Origin of the sequence: Pseudomonas prosekii (assembly GCF_900105155.1) — a bacterium.
Classification (GTDB): domain Bacteria; phylum Pseudomonadota; class Gammaproteobacteria; order Pseudomonadales; family Pseudomonadaceae; genus Aquipseudomonas; species Aquipseudomonas prosekii.
This window is the reverse complement of the sequence record NZ_LT629762.1, coordinates 3,071,604-3,096,085: the sequence shown is the minus strand read 5'-3', so window position 1 is coordinate 3,096,085 and position 24,482 is coordinate 3,071,604. Positions and strand designations below refer to the sequence as shown.

General features: G+C 60.6%; 19 protein-coding genes. 16 read left to right on the top strand and 3 right to left on the bottom strand.

Annotated elements, in window-relative coordinates:
- Positions 1-194: 194 nt before the first annotated feature.
- Both BLU01_RS13955 and glnK read right to left on the bottom strand, forming a co-directional pair.
- On the bottom strand, positions 195-1,532 hold the full coding sequence (locus BLU01_RS13955; RefSeq protein WP_092276304.1) for an ammonium transporter: 1,338 nt from the start codon (positions 1,530-1,532) through the stop codon (positions 195-197).
- Between the two features lie 35 nt (positions 1,533-1,567).
- On the bottom strand, positions 1,568-1,906 hold the full coding sequence (gene glnK / locus BLU01_RS13950; RefSeq protein ID WP_002555808.1) for a P-II family nitrogen regulator: 339 nt from the start codon (positions 1,904-1,906) through the stop codon (positions 1,568-1,570).
- A 415-nt stretch (positions 1,907-2,321) separates the two neighbouring features.
- Between glnK and BLU01_RS13945 the strand changes: the two genes are divergently transcribed.
- From BLU01_RS13945 to BLU01_RS13925, 5 genes are all read left to right on the top strand, one after another.
- The gene (locus BLU01_RS13945; protein ID WP_092276301.1) at positions 2,322-2,582 is read left to right on the top strand and encodes an accessory factor UbiK family protein; all 261 of its coding nucleotides are present in this window, start codon (positions 2,322-2,324) and stop codon (positions 2,580-2,582) included.
- A 441-nt stretch (positions 2,583-3,023) separates the two neighbouring features.
- Positions 3,024-3,551, top strand: coding sequence for a BRO-N domain-containing protein (locus tag BLU01_RS13940; RefSeq protein WP_092276298.1), 528 nt, complete (start codon positions 3,024-3,026; stop codon positions 3,549-3,551).
- Positions 3,552-3,941: 390 nt separating this feature from the next.
- Entirely contained in the window at positions 3,942-5,435 is a 1,494-nt protein-coding gene (locus tag BLU01_RS13935; RefSeq protein ID WP_092276295.1) for a YifB family Mg chelatase-like AAA ATPase, read from the top strand.
- Positions 5,436-5,568: 133 nt separating this feature from the next.
- On the top strand, positions 5,569-6,072 hold the full coding sequence (locus BLU01_RS13930) for a hypothetical protein (RefSeq protein ID WP_157720163.1): 504 nt from the start codon (positions 5,569-5,571) through the stop codon (positions 6,070-6,072).
- Complete coding sequence (locus BLU01_RS13925) at positions 6,059-6,361, top strand: hypothetical protein (RefSeq protein ID WP_092276289.1); 303 nt, start codon at positions 6,059-6,061, stop codon at positions 6,359-6,361. Before BLU01_RS13930 ends, BLU01_RS13925 begins: the two co-directional genes overlap by 14 nt.
- Positions 6,362-6,412: 51 nt before the next feature.
- On the opposite strand, the gene BLU01_RS13920 is transcribed toward BLU01_RS13925, so the two are convergent.
- Complete coding sequence (locus BLU01_RS13920; protein ID WP_092276286.1) at positions 6,413-7,627, bottom strand: aldose 1-epimerase family protein; 1,215 nt, start codon at positions 7,625-7,627, stop codon at positions 6,413-6,415.
- A 267-nt stretch (positions 7,628-7,894) separates the two neighbouring features.
- On the opposite strand from BLU01_RS13920, the gene BLU01_RS13915 reads away from it, so the two are divergent.
- The 11 genes from BLU01_RS13915 (at position 7,895) to BLU01_RS13865 (ending at position 24,389) form a co-directional block, all read left to right on the top strand.
- The gene (locus tag BLU01_RS13915; RefSeq protein WP_092276283.1) at positions 7,895-9,259 is read left to right on the top strand and encodes an SrfA family protein; all 1,365 of its coding nucleotides are present in this window, start codon (positions 7,895-7,897) and stop codon (positions 9,257-9,259) included.
- Between the two features lie 17 nt (positions 9,260-9,276).
- Entirely contained in the window at positions 9,277-12,342 is a 3,066-nt protein-coding gene (locus BLU01_RS13910; RefSeq protein WP_092276280.1) for a virulence factor SrfB, read from the top strand.
- A complete protein-coding gene (locus BLU01_RS13905; protein WP_092276277.1) occupies positions 12,339-15,050 on the top strand; it encodes a putative virulence factor in 2,712 nt (903 codons plus the stop codon). The genes BLU01_RS13910 and BLU01_RS13905 overlap by 4 nt, the downstream gene beginning before the upstream one ends.
- A gap of 3 nt (positions 15,051-15,053) precedes the next feature.
- The gene (locus BLU01_RS13900) at positions 15,054-16,076 is read left to right on the top strand and encodes a hypothetical protein (protein ID WP_092276275.1); all 1,023 of its coding nucleotides are present in this window, start codon (positions 15,054-15,056) and stop codon (positions 16,074-16,076) included.
- Complete coding sequence (locus BLU01_RS13895; protein ID WP_092276272.1) at positions 16,076-18,070, top strand: vWA domain-containing protein; 1,995 nt, start codon at positions 16,076-16,078, stop codon at positions 18,068-18,070. Before BLU01_RS13900 ends, BLU01_RS13895 begins: the two co-directional genes overlap by 1 nt.
- Before the next feature lie 10 nt (positions 18,071-18,080).
- Entirely contained in the window at positions 18,081-18,815 is a 735-nt protein-coding gene (locus BLU01_RS13890) for an ABC transporter ATP-binding protein (RefSeq protein ID WP_092276269.1), read from the top strand.
- Positions 18,799-20,022 carry an ABC transporter permease gene (locus BLU01_RS13885; RefSeq protein WP_092276266.1) on the top strand — a complete coding sequence of 408 codons (1,224 nt, stop codon included), beginning with the start codon at positions 18,799-18,801 and terminating at the stop codon, positions 20,020-20,022. The genes BLU01_RS13890 and BLU01_RS13885 overlap by 17 nt, the downstream gene beginning before the upstream one ends.
- Positions 20,012-21,556, top strand: coding sequence for an SUMF1/EgtB/PvdO family nonheme iron enzyme (locus BLU01_RS13880; protein WP_092276264.1), 1,545 nt, complete (start codon positions 20,012-20,014; stop codon positions 21,554-21,556). Before BLU01_RS13885 ends, BLU01_RS13880 begins: the two co-directional genes overlap by 11 nt.
- Before the next feature lie 72 nt (positions 21,557-21,628).
- Positions 21,629-22,360, top strand: coding sequence for a hypothetical protein (locus BLU01_RS13875; protein WP_092276261.1), 732 nt, complete (start codon positions 21,629-21,631; stop codon positions 22,358-22,360).
- 4 nt (positions 22,361-22,364) lie between these two features.
- Positions 22,365-22,871: a hypothetical protein gene (locus tag BLU01_RS13870; protein ID WP_092276258.1), complete on the top strand. Its 507-nt coding sequence runs from the start codon at positions 22,365-22,367 to the stop codon at positions 22,869-22,871.
- A gap of 57 nt (positions 22,872-22,928) precedes the next feature.
- Entirely contained in the window at positions 22,929-24,389 is a 1,461-nt protein-coding gene (locus BLU01_RS13865; RefSeq protein WP_092276255.1) for a vWA domain-containing protein, read from the top strand.
- Positions 24,390-24,482: the final 93 nt, after the last annotated feature.

Sequence of the window (24,482 nt, the reverse complement as noted above, 5' to 3'; positions counted from 1 at the left end):
GGCGCATTCTAGCGCGCTCTGGGAAAAAACAAAGGCCCTAATATTCCCGCATTGCTGTAAGTTTTTCGCTTGTAAAAAACCCTCGTCGTAAACACGACATAAGGCGTAGGAAAAAACCTTTCAGCAGCCTCTTAAATGACAAATCCCGGACAAAAAAATGCCCGGCGAACCGGGCAAGTTTTTTTCTGCGCGTCTTACAAGTTGTAGCCGCGTTCGTTGTGTTGTGCCAGATCGAGGCCGACCGCCTCTTCTTCCTCGGTAACCCGCAGGCCCATGACCGCGTCCAGTACCTTGAGAATGATGAAGGTGACGATCGCGGTGTAGATCACCGTGAAGCCCACGCCTTTGCATTGAATCCACACTTGTGCGGCGATGTCGGTGACAGTGCCGAAGCCACCCAGCGACGGTGCAGCGAACACACCGGTGAGGATTGCGCCGAGAATACCGCCGATGCCGTGCACGCCGAAGGCATCCAGGGAATCGTCATAACCGAGTTTGCGTTTCAGCGTAGTGGCGCAGAAGAAGCACACCACGCCAGCGGCCAGGCCGATCACCAGCGCGCCCATCGGGCCCACGGTGCCAGCGGCCGGAGTGATTGCGACCAGACCGGCGACTACACCCGAAGCGATACCCAGTGCACTTGGTTTGCCGTGCGTGACCCACTCGGCGAACATCCAGCCCAATGCAGCAGCAGCGGTGGCGATCTGCGTGACCAGCATCGCCATGCCGGCAGTGCCGTTGGCGGCGGCGGCGGAACCGGCGTTGAAGCCGAACCAGCCAACCCACAGCATGGCCGCGCCCATCAGCGTGTAACCGAGGTTATGCGGAGCCATCGGGGTGGTCGGGAAGCCTTTGCGCTTGCCCAGTACCAGGCAGCAGATCAGACCGGCAACACCGGCGTTGATGTGCACCACGGTGCCGCCGGCGAAGTCGAGCACGCCCCAATCCCACATCAGGCCGCCGTTGCCGGACCAGACCATGTGCGCAATCGGTGCGTAAACCAGAGTGAACCAGATGCCCATGAAGATCAGCATCGCGGAGAACTTCATGCGCTCGGCGAACGCACCGACGATCAGCGCCGGGGTGATGATCGCGAAGGTCATCTGGAAGGTCACGAACACCGCTTCCGGGAACAACGCCGCAGGACCGGTGATGCTCGCTGGCGTGATGCCGGCGAGGAACGCCTTGCCCATGCCGCCGAAGAACGAGTTGAAGTTGACGACGCCCTGCTCCATGCCGGTGGTGTCGAACGCAATGCTGTAGCCATAAATGACCCACAGGATGCTGATCAGACCGGTAATGGCGAAGCACTGCATCATCACGGAAAGAATGTTTTTGGAGCGAACCATGCCGCCGTAGAACAGCGCGAGGCCGGGAATGGTCATGAACAGCACGAGGGCTGTCGAGGTCAGCATCCAGGCGGTATCGCCGGAATTGAGGACTGGGGCCGCCACTTCGTCTGCCGCCATAGCCAGGCTGGGCATTACGAGGGACAACAGGGCTCCTAGCCCTGCGAATTTACGCAGAGTCATATTGTTTTCTCCTGGGGCGTTGGGTTTGTGGCGGCTTAGATCGCGTCGGTATCGGTTTCGCCGGTACGGATGCGAATCGCCTGTTCCAGATTGACCACGAAAATCTTGCCGTCACCGATCTTGCCGGTGTTGGCTGCCTTGGTTATCGCCTCGATAACCCGGTCAAGATCCTTGTCGTCAATGGCGACATCGATCTTCACCTTTGGCAGGAAATCGACCACGTACTCCGCGCCGCGATACAGCTCGGTGTGACCCTTCTGCCGACCGAAGCCTTTGACCTCAGTAACGGTAATGCCCTGCACGCCGATCTCGGACAACGACTCGCGTACATCGTCCAGCTTGAACGGCTTGATGATGGCAGTGACTAGCTTCATGAAAACTCTCTCCCGAATTGGTGGACTTGCCCCAGGAAAACAAACCCGTCTCAAGTCTAAGCGCAGTGCCTGGCTTTGTAACGCATCGTCGGCCCAACCTGCCCGTCCGACGCCAGCTAACCACTCCGTGCAGAACTTCCCCGTTCCACGTGGCGCACTGCATTCGTCACAGCGACTGCATCAGTGCATGGGTCATTAGCGACTAAGCAGAAAGCTTGCCATCTCGCCAAAAACCCCTGAATTCAATCCCTTGGTCGCTGCTGCAAGCCGCTTCTCGTTAACGCCGCAGAGATAACGCACAACAACGGTGCGCTGCCGTCCGTCCGCTTGCGCGAAAAGCGTGCATCCGTGCCTGCGGAGTTGACTATAGACACTGCGTGATACACTGCCCGCCATTGTTTCCAGGACCTTTCCCATGCTCGCGCCCAAAGACTTCCTCGACGCCCTGAGCGGCACCGCCTCCCGCCTCTTCAGCGGCGACAACCCTTTGCCGAAAAGCGAAATCGAAAGCCAGTTCAAGGCCCTGTTGCAGAGCGGCTTCAGCAAACTGGACCTGGTCAGCCGGGAAGAGTTTGATAGCCAGATGGTCGTGTTGGCGCGCACGCGGGCACGCCTGGAAAGCCTGGAAGCGAAAGTCGCAGAGATGGAAGCGAAGCTGAATCCGCCGGTCGAGTAACGCCGCTGACAATGCGTTCCCCTGTAGGAGCAAGGCTTGCCCGCGAATGAGTCGCCTCGGTCGCCCAGCCCTCCCACACTGTAACGACTACCCCCCTGTAGGAGCTGCCGAAGGCTGCGATCTTTTGATCTTGCGCCCCGCAACAATCTCGGCAACGTCCTACAAAGAACATCCCCGCCGTCCGATAGCGTCGTAGTGCTCCAACTTCTAAGCTCCCAGCAGCTGATTATTCAGCACTGGGTTTGGCGACCTGGAAGCTTAAGGAGGCTACTTCTGTTCGATGGCGGCTAGTTTGAGCCACATCGAGTCATGGTGGCTGTGCGTGGGAGACCTTCGGGTCTGCCGGGTTCCTTTTGCTCCGGTTCGCCAACCCGCGTACAGCTGCCACCAATTGTTTGGCGACGATTGAGAGCAGCCCTTCAAGCAAAAGGAGTTGTATCAATGAATAGCGACGAAACCTATCTGATCCCAAACACCTTCACCCGCCACAAACTCCACCTCCACGCCCTGCTCATCCAGAATCAACCCTGGTTCAGCGCCCGCGACCTCGGGCGTCTGCTACGCCTGTTCCTCGACGAACGCGCCGTCCGAAAACTCGACCCCGACCAACATCAATCGGTGCGAATGCTCAGCCACGGCACCGTCGAAAACACCCTGCTCATCAGCGAATCCGGCGTCTACGCACTACTGATCTACCACTACTGCCCCGAACACCGAAGCCTGCGCGAATGGCTCACCCACGACGTAGTGCCCGCCCTACGAGACGCGCAACAACCCACCTCAATCGAGCGCCCGATCTTGAGCCTGCTGAGCTGGCCAGACATGTCATTGAGCTTGCTGCACTGGAATAACCAGCCGTGGATTCGGTTGCAGGATGTGCCACACATGCTACCGGAGGGTGATCGGCCACAGCGCGCGGGGAATGCGCCGTGGTGGAAGCGTGCTTCGCGAATGCTCCAAGCATTCTGAACGACGCAAAAAAACCCCACGCTTGCGGCGTGGGGTTATTGACGCTTGCCTGGCTGATCAAATTTGAATAGGCTCCCCGTCGTGGGTGTATCTGTTGAGGATACGCAGGCCCCGGCCTCACCGAAGCCTGCAAATAAAAAACCGCCAACTCAAGGCGGTTTTTTTTCGCCTCCAATTCAGCTTTCGCCAACATCCTTCATCGATCCAGGCAACATCCTACAACAACCTCGTCCCGCGACTGATTACGTCGGCGAACTGGCACGCTTAAGCTACAGGCTGCAAAAAGAAGCTCGCAACATCCTGCGAAAGTTTGGCACCTGCGACGTCACGCCATCCGACTACCCTTCTGAAACCGCAGGAAGCGGTTCCCAAAAAGCTCAAGGAACGATCATGGCCCTCTCCATCGTCCACAGCCGCGCCCAGATTGGCGTGGATGCGCCCGCCGTTACCGTAGAAGTGCATTTGGCCAACGGCTTGCCGTCGCTGACGATGGTCGGTTTGCCGGAAGCGGCGGTGAAGGAAAGCAAGGACCGGGTGCGCAGCGCGATCATCAATTCCGGGCTGCAGTTTCCGGCGCGACGGATCACGCTGAATCTCGCGCCGGCGGACTTGCCCAAGGACGGTGGGCGCTTTGATCTGGCGATTGCCCTGGGGATTTTATCGGCCAGCGTGCAGGTGCCGACATTGACCCTGGACGATGTGGAATGCCTGGGCGAGTTGGCACTTTCAGGCGCGGTGCGCGCGGTTCGTGGTGTGCTGCCGGCGGCGCTGGCGGCGCGCAAGGCCGGGCGAACGCTGGTGGTGCCGCGCGCGAATGCCGAAGAGGCGTGTCTGGCGTCGGGGCTGAAGGTGATTGCGGTGGATCATTTGCTGCAAGCAGTGGCGCACTTCAACGGGCACACGCCGATTGAGCCTTATGTCTCCAACGGTTTGCTCTACGCCAGCATGCCGTACCCCGATTTGAATGAGGTGCAAGGCCAGATGTCAGCCAAGCGTGCGCTGCTGATTGCGGCGGCAGGCGCGCACAATTTGCTGTTCAGCGGCCCGCCAGGCACGGGCAAAACCCTGCTCGCCAGTCGTTTGCCGGGCCTGTTGCCACCGCTGGCCGAGCATGAAGCGCTGGAGGTGGCAGCGATTCAATCGGTGTCCAGTTGTGTAGCGTTGAGCCACTGGCCGCAACGGCCGTTCCGCCAGCCGCACCATTCCGCCTCCGGCCCGGCGCTGGTCGGCGGCGGCTCGAAACCGCAACCCGGCGAGATCACCCTCGCCCACCATGGCGTGCTGTTTCTGGATGAACTGCCGGAGTTTGATCGCAAAGTTCTCGAGGTATTACGCGAGCCGATGGAGTCCGGCCACATCGTGATTTCCCGCGCCAAGGACCGTGTTCGCTTCCCGGCCCGCTTTCAATTGGTGGCGGCGATGAACCCGTGTCCCTGTGGATATCTTGGCGAACCGAGCGGGCGTTGCAGCTGCTCGTCGGACATGGTCCAGCGTTATCGCAACAAACTCTCGGGGCCGCTGCTGGATCGCATCGACCTGCACCTGACCGTCGCCCGCGAAGCCACGGCACTCAATCCATCGCCCAAACCCGGAGACGACACCGCCACCGCTGCAGCACTGGTCGCCGACGCAAGAGAGTGCCAACACAAACGTCAGGGTTGCGCCAACGCCTTCCTCGATCTGCCGGGCTTGCGCCGCCACTGCAAGTTATCCACAGCTGACGAGAACTGGTTGGAATCGGCTTGCGAACGACTGACCTTATCGTTGAGGGCAGCACACCGATTGCTCAAGGTTGCCCGTACCTTGGCAGACCTTGAACAAGTCGATGGCATTACCCGCGAGCACTTGGCGGAAGCGTTGCAATATCGACCTGCTTCAGCGTAACCGATGCAATCGCAAGTCATTCAGGCAGATAAACTTTCAGAGAGAGCGTCAGTAATAAATGGAGCGACTAAAGAGTCACTGGATCAGATTTGTCTATTGCCTGATAAGCATTGCTATCGTATGGACGGCATTGTTGCAGCAGGAAATCGTCGTCGGCTCACCGGCTTCACTGAATAACTTTTCCTACATTGGCACGGTGATAACCATCGTCGCACTCATCATTTCAATATCCGAAGTTCTGCACAGCGTGCGCTACTCACGAAGCATCAGTGCAGAAGCCAGCAGAGTGCTCAAGGACGCCAAGGCTGTAGAAGCCGCTTCAGCCGTCAGCGAATGTCTTGCAACGCTCAATGAAGCAGCAGGTTATGTGGATACCGAAAACTATCCATTAGCGCTGAAGTGCTATCAGCATTTCAGGATTCTGTTTGCCAAAATACCCGGCACAGGTCAGGCGTTCGACAGGATTGACAATATTCTTGGCGAGACTGAAATCGCCATCAGAAAAGGGATTTTCGCGACCGCTAACGCGCCGCTTGAGAAGCCTTTCAGAGTCCTTATTCACCACAATCTTGAAAACATCAAAGTGAACCTTGAAAAGGTTAATCCTGCCAGAGGGCGAAAATATGCTACCGCCTAGATTTCTCGACTTTGTCAAAGCGCTCACCGCGAGAACGGAGCAAGGCGAATTCTCATGGAATTTTGACGACAATAACTCGCTGGTGAAACTTAAAGAAAACAGCTTCTCTCTTTCATTGCGCTACAGCTTTAACGCCGATGAGAAATACGCGGAGTACGTCATTTATTACGTGGATGAAGTAGGAAATAAGGAATACCGGTTTTATACCAACCAAACCTGGAATGACTTTGATTTCATCCGGCGGTTATTTGATGCGGCACAAGCCTCAAAAATGAGACTGCCTTTTTAGTCCGGCCATGAGCAGTGAACACCCACTTCACTGCTCATCTTGTCAGGGCGTCTATTCCTTGGACAAATCCACCAACGGCACCTGACGCACCTCAGTCTCGCGCCCATCCTGAATATCGCTCACTTGCTTCAGCGCCTTATCCACCGCGCCTTTATCCGCCAACAAACTGTAGTGAATCTGGAACTGCTTCTGCTCTTTAACCCCAATCGTCGGCACTAAACCAAGTGGCCGTTGATACCGACGGTTGTAGGAAAAACTCGTCCCGGGCTCTAGCCCGGTAACGTAGCCCTGCCCTTGCGTATCGGTGTTTTTCCACAAGGAGAACACTGGCAGTTGCTGAGTATTGAAACCGACGGAAACACCGAGGCTGCCGGCCTTGTTATGCAGCACGGTCAATGTGTCGCCCTTGGCGTCGGCATAGGGCACGACGTTGTAGACCGTTTCGTCGTAATCCTTGGTCGGCGCGCGGTAGGTCTGCCAGTCCGGCAGGTCAGCTTTAGCCTTGTCGTTGAACGGTGAAACCTGTTTTACCGGCGCCGCGAAACGGGCGCCCTGCTCGAGGAACGGGGTGCTGAAATTGCTGTGGTACAGCGCTTGGTATTCCTTCGGGTAATCACCGTTATTGGTCAGCGTGTCGTTGAGCGAAAACGCCACGCTGCCGGGCTCGGTGACCAGTTCGGTGAGTACCGAGAAGTCGACTTTCTTGAAGGCCTGCTCTTTCAGCTCGCCGCGCAGGCTGATGGCGTAAGGCGGTTTTTCGTCGATGTGCAGGGTGACTTTGCTGGCCGGGATGTTGGCGGCGCGACCGTGCAGGGTCAGCAGTTCGCCGTTGTCGATGCCGGGGTGGCCAACCCACTCATAGCCGCAACGGGCGACCAGTTCGTTGAAACCTTCGAGCCAACCCAGCCCGCCGCGACCGTTGAGCTCTATAAAGGACGGATTGACCACGTCCTTGACCGGCGAATCCCAGCCCATGCGCACGTTGCCGACAGACGCTTGCAACACGTTCATTCCGCGGGTCGGCACCACCGAGAGTTTCAGCGTGCCGTTATCGATGTCGACGATGCTCACGCCTTCCTGCCGGCCGCCGTGCAAGGTGCGCAGGGTCACGGAGAAGGGTTTGTCGGTCTTCACGCCCAGTTGCTGGCTGGTGATCTGCCAGTTCTGCGCGGCTTTGTCGGTGTCAAGCAACACGTAATCCCAAGCCATGGCGTGGGAGGCAGCGGTGAGTGCGCCGAGGGTGATGGCAAATTTTAGCGGAGTCATGAGGCAAGCCTTTCTTGGATTTGTGCATTTTTTATAGCGCTGATGAATCGATTCAGCAAGATTAAAAAATTCAGCCGTCCAGACCGTCCTCAACAAATACCGAAACAGCATGAGCAGCGCGCTTCGTCTTGCGCTAGTCTCATACGGTTTTGGACCAACGGCTGATTGACGGCGACATCATAATGACATTAAGGTCGCCGGCTAATTGCAGGAGCAAGCACAGGCAATTTTGTCTGTCATTTGCGCAACGGATCATATGGAGTTTGGATGCGCGGGGCACTATTACGCAGCGGTAAGAGCGGGTCATTCACTGCCTTGGGCGAAACAGGCCAACCGGTCTACCGGGCGGCGCTGCAATTGCGCGAAGCGATTCGCCGCAAGAATCCCGAGATGGTCGATCACCTGGCCATCCCTCAAAGCGATGAACTCGGCAACCAGATCGACTGGTACAGCGGCCTCGACGGCGATGTGATCCCGTGGAGCAGCGCGACCGAAGAAGAACGCGCGCCCGCCCGCCGGCAACTTGAAGCGCTGAAAACTGCGCTCGATGAATTGAGCCAGCGCTTCCTCGGCACCGACCCGGCCGAGCAGCAACAGGGCGACAAAGCCGTGTTCGGCAAGTTGCTCAAGCGCGTCATTCATTTCCCCGACGAAAATTTCGTTTACCTGGTGCAAGGCAAGCCGGTGCTGACCTTTTGGGGTTTCGAGCATGCCGGCGCCGACCGCAATCGCGACCCTTTGCATTGCCTTTATTCCGTGCCGCTGGTGTTCACGCTGCCGCCAGTGGTTGAAGAACCAGTGATTGCGCCAGTCGCGCCGGTGGTTCCCGTGGTCGTTCGCCCATGGTGGCGTCGCTGGTGGTGGTGGCTGTTGCTGCTGCCGTTTCTGTTGCTGCTGCTGTGGCTGTTGCTCGGCATGCGCGGCTGCGTGCCGATTCCGCTGGTGGCGGTTGATCTGCTGCCAAGCGGCGTCGTGCCGATCGACCACCAAACCGAAGAACCGCAACTGACCGGCAACGCCGCGACGCTCAACGGTGTGCCGGTCACCGGCACTGTGCCGGGCGCCGCCAACGAACCTGCCGTCGAAGGCACGCATGCCGTGGAAGCGCCCGCCGTCGAAGGCCCGGAGGCCGACGCTGCGCCCGCCGACATAACGCAGGACCCGGCCGTCGAGGCGCCGACTGCGCCACCGCAAAACCCGACCGCCCCACCCGCCGTCACGCCACCCGCAGCGGAAAAAGCCGCCGCTGCCAAACCGGGCCCGGCGCTGAGCATTCCACCGGACGCCGCCGACGGCGCCGCTGATTTCCTTGACGGCCAGTACCGCGCGGGCGCCGGCATTCAGGATCGGCGCACCGGCAAACCGCTGCGTCTGGAATACCAGTTCAAGGATGGCAAGGGCGAAGTCACCGTGCACCAGGCCGACGGCTCGAAATGCAGCGGCCCGGTCACGGCCGCCATGAAGGGCGGCAGCCTCGCCATCGACAGTCAGGGCCAGGCCGTGTGCGGCGATGGCAGCACTTACGACATGCCCAAGGTCAACTGCCGCAAAGGCGCGACCACCGTCGCGGACTGCACCGGTGGTTACGGAAAAGATCAATTCCCCATGTCCATGCGGCAGACGGGCGAATAAACACGGAATAACCTGACATGTTGCCTGAAGTCACCCAATTCGAAGACACCGTCACGCTCGTCAGCGACACCGGTATCCAGTTCATGGATTTCGCCCTGCGCCTGGATCCGCGCAAGGAACCGGCGGGCGAGTTCGCGCCGATGATCAGCGGGCTGATCTGCCGCTTGCAGTACAACGAAGAGAAAGACTTCTACTTCTACGAGCCTGAACCGGAAAAAATCGAGAAAGCCAAACCGGCGTTCAGCGTCGACATGAAAAGCAGCCTCGACCTGCTCAACGGCGTCTGGCTGCCGATCCCGTTTTTCCGTTTCATGCCGCCGCATCGTTTCGACGAAGGCCCGAGCAACTGGTCGCGCATGCGCCTGGTGAAACTGGCCACGCCGGACATCGACGGCAACACCCATCGCCTGACCATGGCTTTCGACAGTCGCGTCATGCCCAAGCGTGACGGCACCGCGTACCTGGCGCCGAACGAAGAAGACATCAGCTCCGGCGTGTCTTTCAAACTGGCGACCAAGGCCAGCGAAACCCGCTGGTTCCTGGCGCAGGCGTGGGTCAATGAATGGCTGCTGGAAGTGTTCAATGAAGGCAATTCGCACCGTTCGCGCGAAGAGCTGGACATCGACATTCGCGCCAACCATCACCTCGCGCACTTCCTCAACCTGCTGAGCCTGTTGAGCACGCCGTCGGTGGCAACGCAGTCCACAGCGCGGCCGAAAGTCGATATCCCGGAACTGAAAGTAGTCGCCAACGACAGCAATGGCCTGGTCAAACCGATCCTCGTGGACCTGGTGCTGGACGTCGGCAACTCGCGTACCTGCGGCATCCTCATCGAGAACCACGGTCAGGCCGGCTCCGGGCTGAAACACAATTACGTGCTCGAACTGCGCGACCTGATCACCCCGGAACACACCTACAACCTGCCATTCGAAAGCCGCGTGGAGTTTGCCCAGGCGAATTTCGGCAAGGACCATTGCTCGGTCAAGAGCGGTCGCCACGACGCGTTCCAGTGGGCGACCATCGCCCGCGTCGGCAACGAAGCCAGCCGCTTGGCCAGCCGTCGTCGCGGCACCGAAGGCTCGACCGGCCTGTCCAGCCCGAAACGTTATCTGTGGGACGAAAACGCCTACGGCCACGGCTGGCGTTTCAACTGTTCGTACATCAAGACCGATAACGAACCGTACGCCACCGCCGCACCGTTCTCGCACCTGATCAACGAAACCGGCGAGGCGCTTTACAGCCTCGAAGAAGACGATCGCCTGCCGGTGTTCATGCCGCGTTATTCGCGCAGCTCGCTGATGACCTTCATGCTCGCCGAAGTGCTGGCCCAGGCGCTGTCGCAAATCAACAGCCCGGCCCAGCGCTCGCGCCAGGGTCACACCCGCGTGCCGCGCCAGCTCAACAGCATCACGTTGACCGTGCCGCCGGGCATGCCGCAAGCCGAGCGCAGCATTCTCAACGAACGTATGTTGCAAGCCATCGGCCTGGTGTGGAAAAGCCTCGGTTGGCACGCCGGCGAAGAAGACCCGCATCAGGATCAGGCCGTCAGCCCGCGCACGCCGATCCCGAGCATTCGCGTGGAATGGGACGAAGCCTCCTGCGGCCAATTGGTCTACCTGTACACCGAGGTCAACGAGAACTTCGCCGGTCACCCGGAAGAGTTTTTCGACACCATCGCCCGCCCGGACAAGACCGACCGCGAACGCATTACGCTGGCGACCATCGACATTGGCGGCGGCACCACTGACCTGGTGATCACCGACTATCGCCTCGACCGCGCCGGCAACACCGGCAGTGGCAGCAACGTGCACATTGTCCCGGAACAGCGTTTCCGCGACGGATTCAAAGTGGCCGGCGACGACATCCTGCTCGACGTGATTCAGGATTTCATCCTGCCAAGCTTCGACAAAGCCTTGCAGAACGCTGGCGTCAGAGCCCCGGATTCATTGATGTCGCGCTTGTGCGGCGACGAGTCCGTCAGCGCCCAAGACATGATCCTGCGCCAGCAATTGAACCTGCAGGTGTTTTCGCCGCTGGGCCTGGCGCTGCTCAAGGCCTACGAACATTACGACCCGCAAGAGCCGCAGGAAGTGACGCCGCAGAGTTATCGCCAGTTGCTCGGCGACAACGCCATCAGCCAGACCGTGCTCGATTACGTCAACGCTGCGGTGCGCCGCGATGTCGGTGGCCAGAGCGCGTTCGACCTGTATGAAGCGCTGATCAGCTTCGACCTGCAAAAGCTCCACGCCGCGTTCCTCAACGACCAGATCAACATCACCAAGATCCTCGGCGCGCTGTGTGAAGTGGTGTCGCATTACCCGTGCGACGTGCTGTTGCTGACCGGCCGTCCTTCGCGCCTGCCGGGGATTCAGGCGTTTATTCGCAAGGTCCTGCCGCTGCCGCCGGGGCGCATTCTGGCGCTGCAAAACTACCGCACCGGTGGCTGGTATCCGTTCCACAAGAATGGCCGCATCGACGACCCGAAAAGTACCGCTTCGGTCGGCGCCATGCTCTGTCTGCTGTGCGCCAACCACAGCGTGCCGAACTTCTATTTCCGCTCTTCGGCGCTCAAGCCGTATTCGACGGTCAAGCACATCGGCGTCATCGACCTGAACAACGTGATCAAGGATGCCGACGTGCTGTACCGCGACATCCAGTCCGAAGACTACAAAATCAAGCTGCCGGAAATCGGCGTCGGCGATGCGGCCGACACGCCGCAACTGGAAATGCGCGGCGATCTGCGCCTCGGCTTCCGCCAGTTGGCCGCCGACCGCTGGGCCGCCTCGCCGCTGTACACCCTGCGTTTCACCAAGGCTGGCCGCGAGAAATTCTCGCGTGCGGTCGGTGAGAACGGCAGCGCGCCGTTGCTCAAAGTGCGGTTCGAGGTGAAAGCCGCGGACAAGTACACGAAAAAACAGGATCTGGTCAGCGATCGCCTCTCGGTGCGTGATATCGAATCCAACAGCAACAACGTCAACTTCAACCCGCGCAGCGACCTCGAACTGGAACTCAACACCATGCTCGACGCCGGCCTGAGCGAGACCAAGTACTGGCTCGACAGTGGAAGTGTGAAACGCAAATGAATGATCTGAACCCCGATCAACATCAGCTCGCTGCCAGCTGGGCCGCTGTTTATGAAGGTGCCGGTCAGGCGCTGGAATGGATTGGCCAGACGCGCGTCAACGCCCCGCGCCTGGACAGCGAAGCCGACAATCTCAACATCCGCCTGCACCGCGCCCGCAACCTGGCCCACAGCCTCGGTCGCGTGGCCTGCACGCCGATGACCATCGGCTTCTTCGGTTTGTCCCAGGCCGGCAAGTCGTACCTGATTTCGGCCCTCGCGGCCGGGCACAACGGCAAGCTCGAAACCAACTACGGCGGCCAGCGCCTGGACTTCATCAAGCACATCAACCCGGTGGGTGGCGGCAAGGAAGCCACCGGCCTGGTGACGCGCTTCAGCCGTCGGGCGACGCCGAGCCCGGACGATCAGTTTCCGGTCGAGCTGACGCTGTTCAAGGAAATCGAACTGGCGAAGATTCTCGCCAACTCGTGGTTCAAGGATTTCGACCTCGAACGCATCTCCTACGAGATCGACGAAGAGCGCATCCAGCGTGTGCTGAAACCGTTCGAGGGCCGCGAGAACGGGCCGATCCAGCCGGGCGTGACGGCCGATGACCTGGTGTCGCTGTGGGATTACCTGCGCGACAACTTCCGCAATTCGGTGAAAAAACTCGAACACCTGTACTGGCCGAAAGCGCTGCAACTGGCGCCACGCCTGAACTTCCAGGAACGCGCCGAGCTGTTTGCGATTCTCTGGGGCGAGCAAGGCGAACTGACGCGCGTCTACCAGCAACTGGCCGGCGCCCTGCACAAGCTCGGTTTGCCCGAAACCGTGTTCGCGCCGTTGAAAGCTCTGGTGAGTTTCGAAAACGACACCTACAGCCAGCGCGACAGCATCATGAACGTCGACATTCTCGAACGCTTCGGCAGCCCGCGCGACTTGCCGATCGACGTGCGACCCAAGGTTGATGGCCGCCTGCAAAACAGTCAGGGCATTGCCGTGGCGCAACTCGCCGCGCTGACCGCCGAAATGACTTTTTGCCTGATCGAAGCGCCGGCCGATGACATCGTCAATCAGGTCGATTTGCTCGACTTCCCCGGCTACCGCGGACGCAAGAAGCTCCACGAAATCGCCGATTCCAACGACCCGGAATCCGCGACCAAGGACAACTCCGTCTCGCAGTTGATCCTGCGTGGCAAGGTCGCTTACCTGTTTGAACGCTACACCGACAATCAGGAAATGAACGCGCTGGTGGTCTGCACCGGTTCGACCAAACAGAGCGACGTCAACGACGTCGGCCCGGTGCTGACGCGTTGGATCGAAAAGACCCAGGGCGCCGACGCCGCCGCGCGCAGCAAGCGCGATACCGGCCTGATCTGGGCGCTGACCATGCTCGACCTGCGCATCACCAACTCCCTGAGCCTGACGGCCGATCAGTACGATGAGAGCTGGAACGGCATGGTCAAGCTGACCATGCTCGAACGCTTCGGCAGCCTCAGCTGGATGAACGACTGGGCCGGCACGCCGTTCCAGAACACCTTCCTGGTGCGCAAACCGCGAATGGACGCGGCGTTTATCGGCCAGGACGCCAGCGGCGCCGAAACCGGGATCAACAGCGCTTACCAGGAACGTATCGACGCGCTGGGCAGCAGCTTTGCCGCCAACGCGCTGGTGTGCAAACACATCAACAACCCGGCCAACACCTGGAAAGAAATGCTGCGCAACGATGACGGTGGCATCAGCCACTTCAGCGGCAGTTTCAAAGGTGTGGCGAACATCGAATTCAAACTGCAGCGGATCCGCGAGCAGTTGGGCGAATGCCTCGAAGGCTTGACCACGCATGGTTTGAGCACTTGGTATCACGCTGATGGTGATGGCGCCGCTGCCGCCAAGAAAGCCCAGGCGCAGATGATTTTGTCGGGGCTGGGTCGACGTCCGGCAGTGCTGGGCGAGTTTATTGATCAACTCGACATGCCGAGCGAAGAGGTGCGCGACCTGTACCTCAGCGGCGTGTATGAAACCGATGACGAGCCGGCCGAGAGTGACGAACCCGTCGCCGCGACGCCGAGCCACAGCCTGTACGGCAACGACGCCGGTTTCGACTTTGATTTTGGCGACGATTTGAGCCACGACACGCCGTCCAGCAGCAAGACCGCTGCCCCGGCGCCGGAACTGCAAAGCAACGAGCATCGCTTTGCCAAAGCGGCATTCAAAGCGTGGATCGCGCACCTGCGTGAACTGACGACACGGCAAAGCTTGCTCAACCTGCTGGGCCTGGAGAAATCCCTGCTCGAAGCGGTGGTCGACGAATTGATCACCGCCGGTTATCGCCAGGACCTGCCGGGCCAGTTGAGCCGCGCGGTGCTCAAACGTGCGCAAAGCGGCGCACGGCGCGATCAACTGGTCGAGCGCCAAGTGCTGGAAGTGCAACGCGTGCTGCGCGATTTCGTCTCCTGGTTCGGCTACATCCAGAAACCCGTGAGCGAGCGCCCGAACAGCCGCGCCGGGGCCAAAGCGCCGCTGTTTGCGTTCTACACCGACATCGGTCCGGGGCAAGTGCCGGAACTGCCGGCGCAACCGGCGAACCAAGCGCAGCGCTTCCTCGGCGACTGGCTCTCGGGCCTGGCCTACATCACGATGGACAACGCCGGCCATGGTGCCGGTCGCGAAATCACCCCTGAACAGAACGAACGGCTGGGCCAAGTGCTCACAGCCTTCGCAGCGAGATAAGCAATGCCAATTCGTGTCGACCTGCTCGCGTTAGAGCCCAATGTGCCTGGCCGGGCGTGCCTCACTGTGAAGAAATGGCAGGGTGGCGAAGAACAGCTGGAATTCTCCATCCAGCGCAACCAGGACGGTTTTTACCTCCAGGACCAGAAGGCCTGGAGCAATAATCCGTTCTGGTTCAAGGTCTCGCGTTTTGCCCTCGCGGCCAGCGGCGAAGCACTTGAGGCGCAGGTTGGCCCGGAAGTGGTCGATCCGTTGCTGGAGGGCGGCGCCAACTCGCAATTCCAGATTGAGCTGCGCGAACAGAACCTCGGCCACGCCGACAAAGGCGTAGTGCGTCCGGGCGTCGGTTTGCTGCCCTCGACGGCGGGTGGCCAGACGCGTTCGACTTACGGCGGCGCCGACCTGAGCGCGCCAGTCGTGCCCGAGCCGGAACCGGAAATCCCGGAACTGCCTGAGCTGATCCTGCCGGTCGCCGAGCCGGAACCAGAACCAACCCCGGCCCCCGCCGAACCGGTCTACACCCCGCCACCGGCGCCGGTGAAGAAAAGCAAAAAAGGCCTGATCGCGCTGTTGATCGTGGTGCTGTTGCTGCTGGCCGCCGGCCTCGGTTATTGGTTTTACCAACGCACCCCGGCACCGGCACCGACAGTTGCGGCGCCCGCACCGACCGCGACGAACGCTGAAGCCTGCACCCTCGACAGCATGAACAGCGTGCCCGAGCTGACCTTCGTCCAGACCTGCATCAAGGCTGCGCCGGACAGCGCCAAATTGCTCGAAATCATCAACCAGGCCAAGGCCAGCAAACACTGCGGCGTCGCCCAGCGTCTGTACGCCAACCGCGCGCAGGCCGGTGATCCGCTGATCGCCAATGCCTACGCCCGCGAGTACGACCCGAAATACCTCAAGGCCAGCGAGTGCTTCCCGGCCGCCGATAACGCCACTGCCGCTTATTGGTACGAAACCATCCTGACTCAGGACCCGAACAACGCCGAAGCCAAACAGCGCTTCGAGGAGTTGCAGAAGTGATGCGCTCGCCCGTGAGTCGATTCCTGTTGAGCGGCGCTGCGCTGCTGGCGCTGTGCATCAGCCCGTGGTCCCAGGCCGATGACAAACCGCTGATCCAGGCCGGTAAAAAAACCCTGTTCCAACGCGTGCTGACCACGCCGGGCTGCCAGATCAGCCCGACTGCTGGCGGCGCTGCCGGTGAGGCGCAACCGACCTTCAGCCGTTTCTACGTGTATGAGCGCGCTCAGGCCGCCAACGCCGAATGGCTGAAAGTCGGCCCGGACAGTTACGGCAAAACCATTGGCTGGCTGCCCGCCAGTTGCACCACCGAGTGGAAGATGCAGCTGACACTGGCCTTCACTAACCCGGCCAACCGCGACCGCTTGTTGTTCTTCAAGGAACGCGCCACGGTCGAAGGCATCCTCGATGCGCCGGACCCGGTGAGCAAAGTCGCACCGCTGCGTGCCACTCTGAAAAAAGGCCAGCAGGCACCCGGCGTGCTGGCCGAAGAACCTGAATACTTCGTCGACCTGCAAAAGCAGTTCTACTTGCTGCCGGTGCTCAGCGGCGAAGAAGTGATGACCGAAGGCGGCTTCCGCACGCGCCTGCTGAACGTCGCTTCGGTGAGCAAACCGGATGACAAGGACGCCAAGGGTGGCGCGGCCAAAACCGGCGCCGCCGCTGGCAAGGAAGCCGACGACAAGGCTGCCAGCCAGTTGAAGGAATTCAGCGCGGCGGTGGTATTTGTCATCGACTCGACGATTTCCATGGACCCGTACATCGACCGCACTCGCGAAGCGATCCGCAAGGTCTATCAGCAGATCGAATCGCAGAACCTCGGCAAGCAGGTCAAGTTCGGCCTCGTCGCGTTCCGTTCCAGCACGCAAGCGGTGCCGGGCCTGGAATACACCACGAAAATGTACGCCGACCCGACCCAGGTGAAGGACAGCTCCGACTTCCTCGCCAAGGTCGCTGACCTCAAGCAGGCCAAAGTCTCGAGCAGCAGTTTTGATGAAGACGCGTTTGCCGGTGTGATGCACAGCATCGACAAAGTCGACTGGACTCAATTCGGCGCGCGCTACGTGGTGCTGATCACCGATGCCGGCGCCATCGAAGGTGACGACAAACTCTCGCAGACCGGTTTGAGTGCCTCGCAGGTTCGCCTCGAAGCCACCAACCCAGGCGTGGCGATTTACACCTTGCACCTGAAAACCCCGGCAGGCATCAAAGACCACAGCAAGGCTGAAGCGCAGTACCAGAACCTGTCGACCTACCCGGGTACCAATACTTCGCTGTATTACCCGGTGAACGCCGGCGACGTTCAGGAGTTCGGGCGCAAGGTCGACGCGCTGGCCACCGCCATCACCTCGCAGGTGAAAGCCGCTTACCTGGGTGAAGACGCAATCGGCAGCGCGATCAACGCCAAGCAGGATCCGGCCGAGAAGAAAATGCTCGAAGACGCCGCGCTGATCGGCCACGCCATGCAGCTCGCCTATCTCGGCGAGAAGACCAACAGCAAGGCGCCGCCGGTGTTCAAGGCGTGGATCACCGACCGTGACCTGATCAAGCAGAACATCCCCACCACCGACGTGCGGGTGCTGCTGACCAAGTCCCAGCTCAGTGACTTGAGCGACGTCATGAAGCAGATTCTCGATGCCGCCAACGAAGGCCTGATCTCGCCGACGGAAATGTTCGAACGCCTGCGCTCGGTGGCCGCGACCATGGGCGCCGATCCCAACCAGCTCAAGCAGAACAGCAACGCCAAACTGGCAGACATGGGCGTGCTCGGCGAATACCTCGAAGACCTGCCCTATCAGAGCGAAGTGCTGAACCTCGACGAAGAAACCTGGAAGAGCTGGGACGGCCTGGCGCAGGAGAAATTTATCCGCACGCTCAACACCAAACTGCGGCACTACCAGCGTTACAACGCTGACGTCGACCGTTGGGTGGCTTTGGCCAAGGACAGCGATGCACGGGACAACGTTTATCCCGTGCCCCTGGAAATGATGCCTTAACGAGACACCGATGCTCGATATCAAAAACCTGCTGGTGCGCCGTGGTGAAGGCGCGCTGGCCCATCACGTGCGCCTGCCGCACTTGCACGTGCGTGCCGGGGAAATCCTCGCCATCACTGGCGAGAGTGGCAGCGGCAAAAGCACCTTGCTCGAAGCCATCGGCCTGTTGCTCGCGCCGGTCGAGCTCGAACGTTTTCAGTTAGGCCCTGGACGCCAAGAGCCCCCGGCGCGCACAGGCGTGCTACCCGCGCAGGACATCGCGCGGCTGCTCGCCAGTGATGACCAACCGGCGCTGGCAGCGGTGCGTTCGCAGCACTTGGGATTTATTTTGCAGAGCGGCGGGTTGCTGCCGTTCTTGAGCGTGCGCGACAACATCAGCCTGCCCCGGCGCTTGCTCGGCATGTCGACGCACAGCGCGCACATCGACCACGCGGTCGAGGTGTTGCGTCTGCAGGGTTTGCTCGACAAGCACCCGCAAGCGCTGTCGATCGGCGAACGCCAGCGGGTCGCCTGCGTGCGCGCGATTGCCCATGAACCGCTGCTGTTGCTGGCCGACGAACCGACCGCCGCGCTCGATCCGCACAGTGCCCGGCGCCTGTTCGAATTGCTCCTGAGTCTGGTGTCGAGCATGGGCCTGAGTGCGTTGGTGGTGTCACACGATTGGGCGTTGCTGAAAGATTTTGGCTTGCCGCGCCTCGGTGCGGTCAGCCGTCAGGGAGAGACTCTGTTTGAACCGATGGACTGACCGCTTGCGCCTGCTCGGCTCACTGGCGCTGCAAGACCTCTGGCACGACCGCAAAGTGTCGTTGTGCATCGCCGCCTCGCTGGTGGCGGTGATCGCGCCGCTGTTGCTGCTGTTCGGACTCAAGCACGGCGTGGTCAGCCAGTTGCAGGACGAATTGCTGCGCGACCCGCGCAACCTCGAAGTGAAAATGCTCAGCAACGGCAACTACGACACTGCCTGGATCGAGCGTCTGCGCCTGCGCCCGGAAACAGGTTTTGCCCTCGGCCAGACCCGCTCGTTGAACACTCAGGCGGATTTGTTGATCGGCATGACGCGGTTTGTTGAGAGTGCCGAAATCATCGCCACCGAACCCGGCGATCCGCAGTTGAACCTGGCGCAATTCAATCCCGTGGGCCAGCAAGTGATCCTCAGCGCCCGCGCCGCGCAACGCTTGCAAGCCAAGGTCGGCGACACTGTGCAAATGCGCGTGCTGCGCCGGCTCGAAGGGGTCAATGAGCGCGGCGAGCTGAACCTGACCGTGCTGGCGATACTCGACGGCGCCCGATTCGGCCGCGCAGCGGGGTTTGTCGCGCCGCCGCTGTTGCTGGATTTGGAACGCTTTCGCGACGGTTATCAGGTCGCCGCGTTCGGCGTCACCACCGGCAAACCGCTCGGCGACCTGCAACCGCTGTACGCGCGCGCCCGTGTCTACGCGCGCGACATCGACCAAGTCGCGCCGCTGGAGCGCTGGCTCAACGAACAACACATTGAAACTTCAAGCCGACTGGCCGATATCGATAACGTCAAAGCGATCAATCATGTGCTGGGGCTGATCTTCGGCGTTATTGCCCTGGCGGCGTTGATCGGTTGCGTGGCGTCGATGGTCGGCGCGTTTCTGGCCAATATCGACCGCAAGCGCAAAAGCCTCGCGGTCCTGCGTCTGCTCGGCTTCAAGCGTACGGCGGTCGCTGGTTTTGTGGTGCTGCAAGCGCTGCTGCTGAGCCTCGCCGGTTACCTTGGCGGGCTGATGTTTTACGCGGTCGGCAGCCATTTGTTCGACTACTTGCTCGGCAGCAGCCAGGCCACCGGCACCTTCGTTTGCCACATTACCCTCTGGCATGGCCTCGCCGCCCTGCTCCTGACCTTTCTGGTCGCTGCACTGGTCGCCGTGATCGGCGCCGTGCGCGCCATCAGCATCCAACCTGCGGAGAGTCTGCGTGAGCTATAAACGTTTTGGCTTGCTGTTGCCCCTGAGCCTGGGTTACTTGCTCGACGCCTCGGCGGCGGGCTGGGAAGAGAAGTATTACAACCCGATGCCCGAGGCCAGCGATGTCGTGCTGCCGATGCCGTGTGAAGGCTCGATGGTGTTTCGCAAGGTGTTCATTCCGGTCGCCGGGCCGCTCGACGATTACCCGATCAACATCGGCCAGGACGGCGCCGAATACGGCTACGTCGAGCAGACTCGACCGGCGTTTATCGCCGGCAGTTTCACCGGCGCGAAAAACGACAAATCGCGTTATTACCTGATGGCCAAATACGAGATGAGCCAGCTGCAATACGCTGCGCTCACCGAAGAAACCTGCCCCACCGCCGCGACCAAAATGCGCTTGCCGCAGGTCTCGGTGAGCTGGGTGCAAGCCGTGGACGCGGCGGACAAATACAACCTGTGGCTGCGCAAGAACGCCGCCGCCAAGTTGCCCAAAGAAGACGGCGCGCTGGGTTTCCTGCGCTTGCCGACTGAAGTCGAGTGGGAGTTCGCCGCGCGCGGTGGCCTGGAAGTCGGTGCCGCGGAATTCCGCGATACGCGCTATCCGATGGCTGACGGCATCAACGCCTACGAATGGTTCGCCGGGGCGCAGTCGTCCAACGGCAAACTGCAATTGTCCGGGCTGCAAAAACCCAATCCGCTGGGCCTGCACGACATGCTCGGTAACGCCGACGAAATGATGTTCGAACCGTTTCGCCTGAACAAACTCGACCGCCAGCACGGTCAGGCCGGAGGCTACGTGGTGCGCGGCGGCAACTACTTAACGGCCCAGGCCGACCTGCGCACCGCGTTGCGCAAGGAAGAGCCGTATTACAACGCCGACGGCCAGGTGAAAAACAAAACCACCGGTCTGCGCCTGGTGCTGGTCTCGCCAACCCTGACTTCGCGCGAGCGGGTGGCCGGGATCGAAAGCAGCTGGAAGAAACTCGGCACCGGCGCCAAGGACACCGAGTCGGCGGACAAGGGCACCGTGCAATCGCTGAACAGCCTGGCGTCCGGCGTCGAAGACAAAGCGCTCAAGGAGAAACTCCAGGCGCTGGAAAACCAGTTGCGCGCCAGCAATCAGCAGCAGGAAGAAACCCGCGATCAGGCGATCCGCGCCAGCCTCAACCTCGGTGCGTTCCTGTGCACCAAGATGCTCGACGACGGCCAGTACGTGGATTTCCTGCAGAAGAACTACAAGCTCAATTGCGAAGGCACCGACAAGGACGCCAGTTGCGACATGCGCAAAGGCAAGCTCGACGAGCAAAAGGATCGCCTGCACAAACTCAGCCGCTACTACGCCAGCAGCCTGGTGGAATCGGCGACGTTGTACGGCCAGCCACTGCTGGAAGCGCAAGTGCCGGTGATGGAAGAGATCATCACCCGCAACAAACAGCTGCAAGACCTCAAGCCGTACCTGCGCACTCACTGGGCCAATCAGAAGACCTTCCTGCAAAAGCAGAAGATCGACACTGAGGCCTGGCTGACCAGTTGCAAGACCGTCACCCAATAACGCAATTGGCTAGCTGATCAGCTACTCAATCAAAAGAACGCCACGCCAACATCGTCACCAAGGAGTTTCATCATGTCGCGCAGCCTTTGGACTCGCTTCAAGCTACAGATCGCTTTCGTCCTCACCGGCAGTCTGTTGCTGACCGGTTGTGCCAACACCGGCAGTTCGATGCTCGGCGGCAGCGACGGCGCCGACCCGCGCCTGACCCAGGGCAGTGACGCGCAGTTCTTCAGCAAATCCGGCTACCAGGCCTGCGCCGTCGGCGCCGGTGTCGGCATTCTCAGTTGTGCACTGTCCAACAGCAGCAACAAGGCTGTGTGCGCGATTGCCGCCGGGATTACCGCGTGTGGCGTGGCCATGGGCGCCAACTATTATCTGGATCAGCGTCGCAGCGAATACTCCGACACCACCACGCGTCTGGCGAAGATGAACAGCGATGTCGAGCAAGACACGCAGAACGTCATCGCCCGTACCGCGACCGCGCAGCAGGTGATCAACGACGACCAGGCGCGCATCGCCCAGATCAAAAAAGACATCGCCAACAAGAAAGTCGACAAGGCCAAGGCGCAAACCGACATCGCCGAGATTGACCAGAACATTGCGCGCCTGCGCAAAGACCTCGGCAACATGCGCACCAAGGTCACCGAATACACCAAAGTGGCGAACGCCGAGCGCGCTCAGGGCAGCAGTGCCGAGATCAAGCAAGTGGACGTGAGCATCCTGAAAATGAACGAGAAAGTCGCCGCCCTGCAAAAGGAAGTCGACGGTCTGTACAGCCAACGTTCCGCGATCACTCTGGGTTAAGCACATGACGCTAAAACAACTGGCGATTCTCACCGCCGTCCTGAGCTTGAGCGGTTGCGCGACCAAGCCGGGCGAATGCGATGCGACCAATCGCGACAGCAGCATGCTGACCAAAATGAACTGCGACTACTCCGGCGGTTACAGCGATCAGGTCAAGCAAAAGGAAACCGCCCTGGCGGCGTCCCGTCAGGAAAACGCCATGTTCCGTCAGGTCTACGAGAACATTCAGGCCCAGCAACTGAGCACCAAAACCGACCTCGCCAGCCAGCAGAAATCCCAGGCTGCGCTGAACCAGTCGCTGGGCCAGTTGCTGAGCTCGCTCAAGGCCCGTCACGGTAATCAGAGCCAGGTGCAAAAGCAGATTGCCGGGTTGGAACAGCAACTCAAGGCGTCCCAGGCATCCCCCACAACCAAGGCCTCGCCGGCAACGCTGGCAGCCAAGCAGGAACAGCTGAAAACCCTGCAGAAGAAAGTCAATCAGCTGCAATTCAGCCTCGGTTACGAAGAGTAACTTTTCACCCGGCAGGCTTCCGTTGGAGGCCTGCACCTTTTTCCAGGAATCGTCGTCATGCAGCGGGTTATCAGGGATGCGCAAGCCACACCGGAGGGGATGAGTGCGCTGCAAGCGAAAGTCGCCCTTATCCAGAAACACTTTCCGCCGAACGTCGCCAGCCTCTTCGCCATCCCGCGCATGGGCAGCGGCGACGTGCTGGAATGGTGGACCGAACTGGGTGGCCAACCGACGCCCTATGCCGAGCTCAACGAAGACGCACAACGACGATTGCTGCAAACCTGGGATGCGCGCCAGGCGTCCCTCGAACTGCTGGCGGACGAACTGCAAAAACGCGGTCAGCCGAGCGTCGCCGATGAGCTGCGCAGCCTGTTGGGCGCGCCCGAGCTGGACAAGCTCTACAGCCTGAATGGCGAGCCCTTGGCGGTGCGCTGGAACCAGCGGCCACCGCGACCGATTCCGCCGCCAGTGATTGCTGTTGCGCCGGTGATTGCGCCAGTCGTTGCGCCGGTGGTTGCGCGGCAATCGCGCCTTGGCTGGTGGGTCGCGGCGGCATTGCTGGCGTTGCTGTTGTTGCTGTTGGCGCTGTGGTTGTACTGGTTCCTGCACCGCGAGCCTGTGGTGCCGATCGTTCCGGTGGCGCCAGTCGCGCCGGTGGTGGTGCCGGTCGCGCCCGTGGTGACACCAGTGGAGCCGGTTCCCGAGCCTGTCGTCGAACCTGTGCCTGAACCGGAGCCAGAACCGCAACCCGTGCCAGAACCAGAACCGATCCCGGTCCCCGCGCCGAAACCCGTGCCGCCTCCAAAACCGGTGGTCGTCGCCCCGCCACCGGCGCCGACGCTGGACAACTTCGCCTGCCGCAAGAAATCCCCGGACACCAAGATTCCGCAATTCGTCGTGGTGCTCGACACGTCAGGCTCGATGGACATGAACATCAAGTCAGTGAAGGCCGACGAAGACTGGTTCTTCAGCAACGAGTACAACCGCTACCTCGACGCCAATCGCACGATGCAAATCTTCGCCAAACCGACGCGCATGGACGTCGCCAAGGATTCGCTGGCCGGCATGATCAACGGCCTCGACCCGAAGATCGACACACGGCTGATCACCTACGAAGGCTGCAACAGCACGCCGGATCAAGGGGTTTTCAAGTTTGGCGATCGTCAGCGCCTGATCAACGGCATCCGCGGCTTGCGCCCGAACGACGGCACGCCGCTGGCCGACAGCCTGGCCAAAGCCGCCAGCACCGTCGATGGGCGCAACAACGATGCGGTGATCGTGATGTTCGTCGACGGCGAAGACAACTGCCAGAAAGACGTCTGCGCCGTGTCCCGCCAAATCGCCCAGAACCAGCCGCGCCTGCGGGTCAACGTGGTCAACATCGGCACCGGCGGCCCCTCGCGCTGCATCGCCGAAAACACCGGCGGCCGCGTCTACTCCAGCAACAACGCAGCGGAACTGGGCAAACAGCTGAAACTGGCGAGCAAGGAAGTGGCGAGTAACGCCAAGTGTGACTAGGCAGGAAATTGCGCTGCTGCCATCGCGAGCAGGCTCACTCCTACAAGGCCGATATTGACCTTGTGGGAGCGAGCTTGCTCGCGATAGCTATTT

Bases quoted from the DNA above. Each gene is read 5' to 3' on its own strand.
- BLU01_RS13955 (WP_092276304.1), bottom strand. From the start codon at position 1,532: ATGACTCTGCGTAAATTCGCAGGGCTAGGAGCCCTGTTGTCCCTCGTA.
- glnK (WP_002555808.1), bottom strand. From the start codon at position 1,906: ATGAAGCTAGTCACTGCCATCATCAAGCCGTTCAAGCTGGACGATGTA.
- BLU01_RS13945 (WP_092276301.1), top strand. From the start codon at position 2,322: ATGCTCGCGCCCAAAGACTTCCTCGACGCCCTGAGCGGCACCGCCTCC.
- BLU01_RS13940 (WP_092276298.1), top strand. From the start codon at position 3,024: ATGAATAGCGACGAAACCTATCTGATCCCAAACACCTTCACCCGCCAC.
- BLU01_RS13935 (WP_092276295.1), top strand. From the start codon at position 3,942: ATGGCCCTCTCCATCGTCCACAGCCGCGCCCAGATTGGCGTGGATGCG.
- BLU01_RS13925 (WP_092276289.1), top strand. From the start codon at position 6,059: ATGCTACCGCCTAGATTTCTCGACTTTGTCAAAGCGCTCACCGCGAGA.
- BLU01_RS13920 (WP_092276286.1), bottom strand. From the start codon at position 7,627: ATGACTCCGCTAAAATTTGCCATCACCCTCGGCGCACTCACCGCTGCC.
- BLU01_RS13915 (WP_092276283.1), top strand. From the start codon at position 7,895: ATGCGCGGGGCACTATTACGCAGCGGTAAGAGCGGGTCATTCACTGCC.
- BLU01_RS13910 (WP_092276280.1), top strand. From the start codon at position 9,277: ATGTTGCCTGAAGTCACCCAATTCGAAGACACCGTCACGCTCGTCAGC.
- BLU01_RS13905 (WP_092276277.1), top strand. From the start codon at position 12,339: ATGAATGATCTGAACCCCGATCAACATCAGCTCGCTGCCAGCTGGGCC.
- BLU01_RS13900 (WP_092276275.1), top strand. From the start codon at position 15,054: ATGCCAATTCGTGTCGACCTGCTCGCGTTAGAGCCCAATGTGCCTGGC.
- BLU01_RS13895 (WP_092276272.1), top strand. From the start codon at position 16,076: ATGCGCTCGCCCGTGAGTCGATTCCTGTTGAGCGGCGCTGCGCTGCTG.
- BLU01_RS13890 (WP_092276269.1), top strand. From the start codon at position 18,081: ATGCTCGATATCAAAAACCTGCTGGTGCGCCGTGGTGAAGGCGCGCTG.
- BLU01_RS13875 (WP_092276261.1), top strand. From the start codon at position 21,629: ATGTCGCGCAGCCTTTGGACTCGCTTCAAGCTACAGATCGCTTTCGTC.
- BLU01_RS13870 (WP_092276258.1), top strand. From the start codon at position 22,365: ATGACGCTAAAACAACTGGCGATTCTCACCGCCGTCCTGAGCTTGAGC.
- BLU01_RS13865 (WP_092276255.1), top strand. From the start codon at position 22,929: ATGCAGCGGGTTATCAGGGATGCGCAAGCCACACCGGAGGGGATGAGT.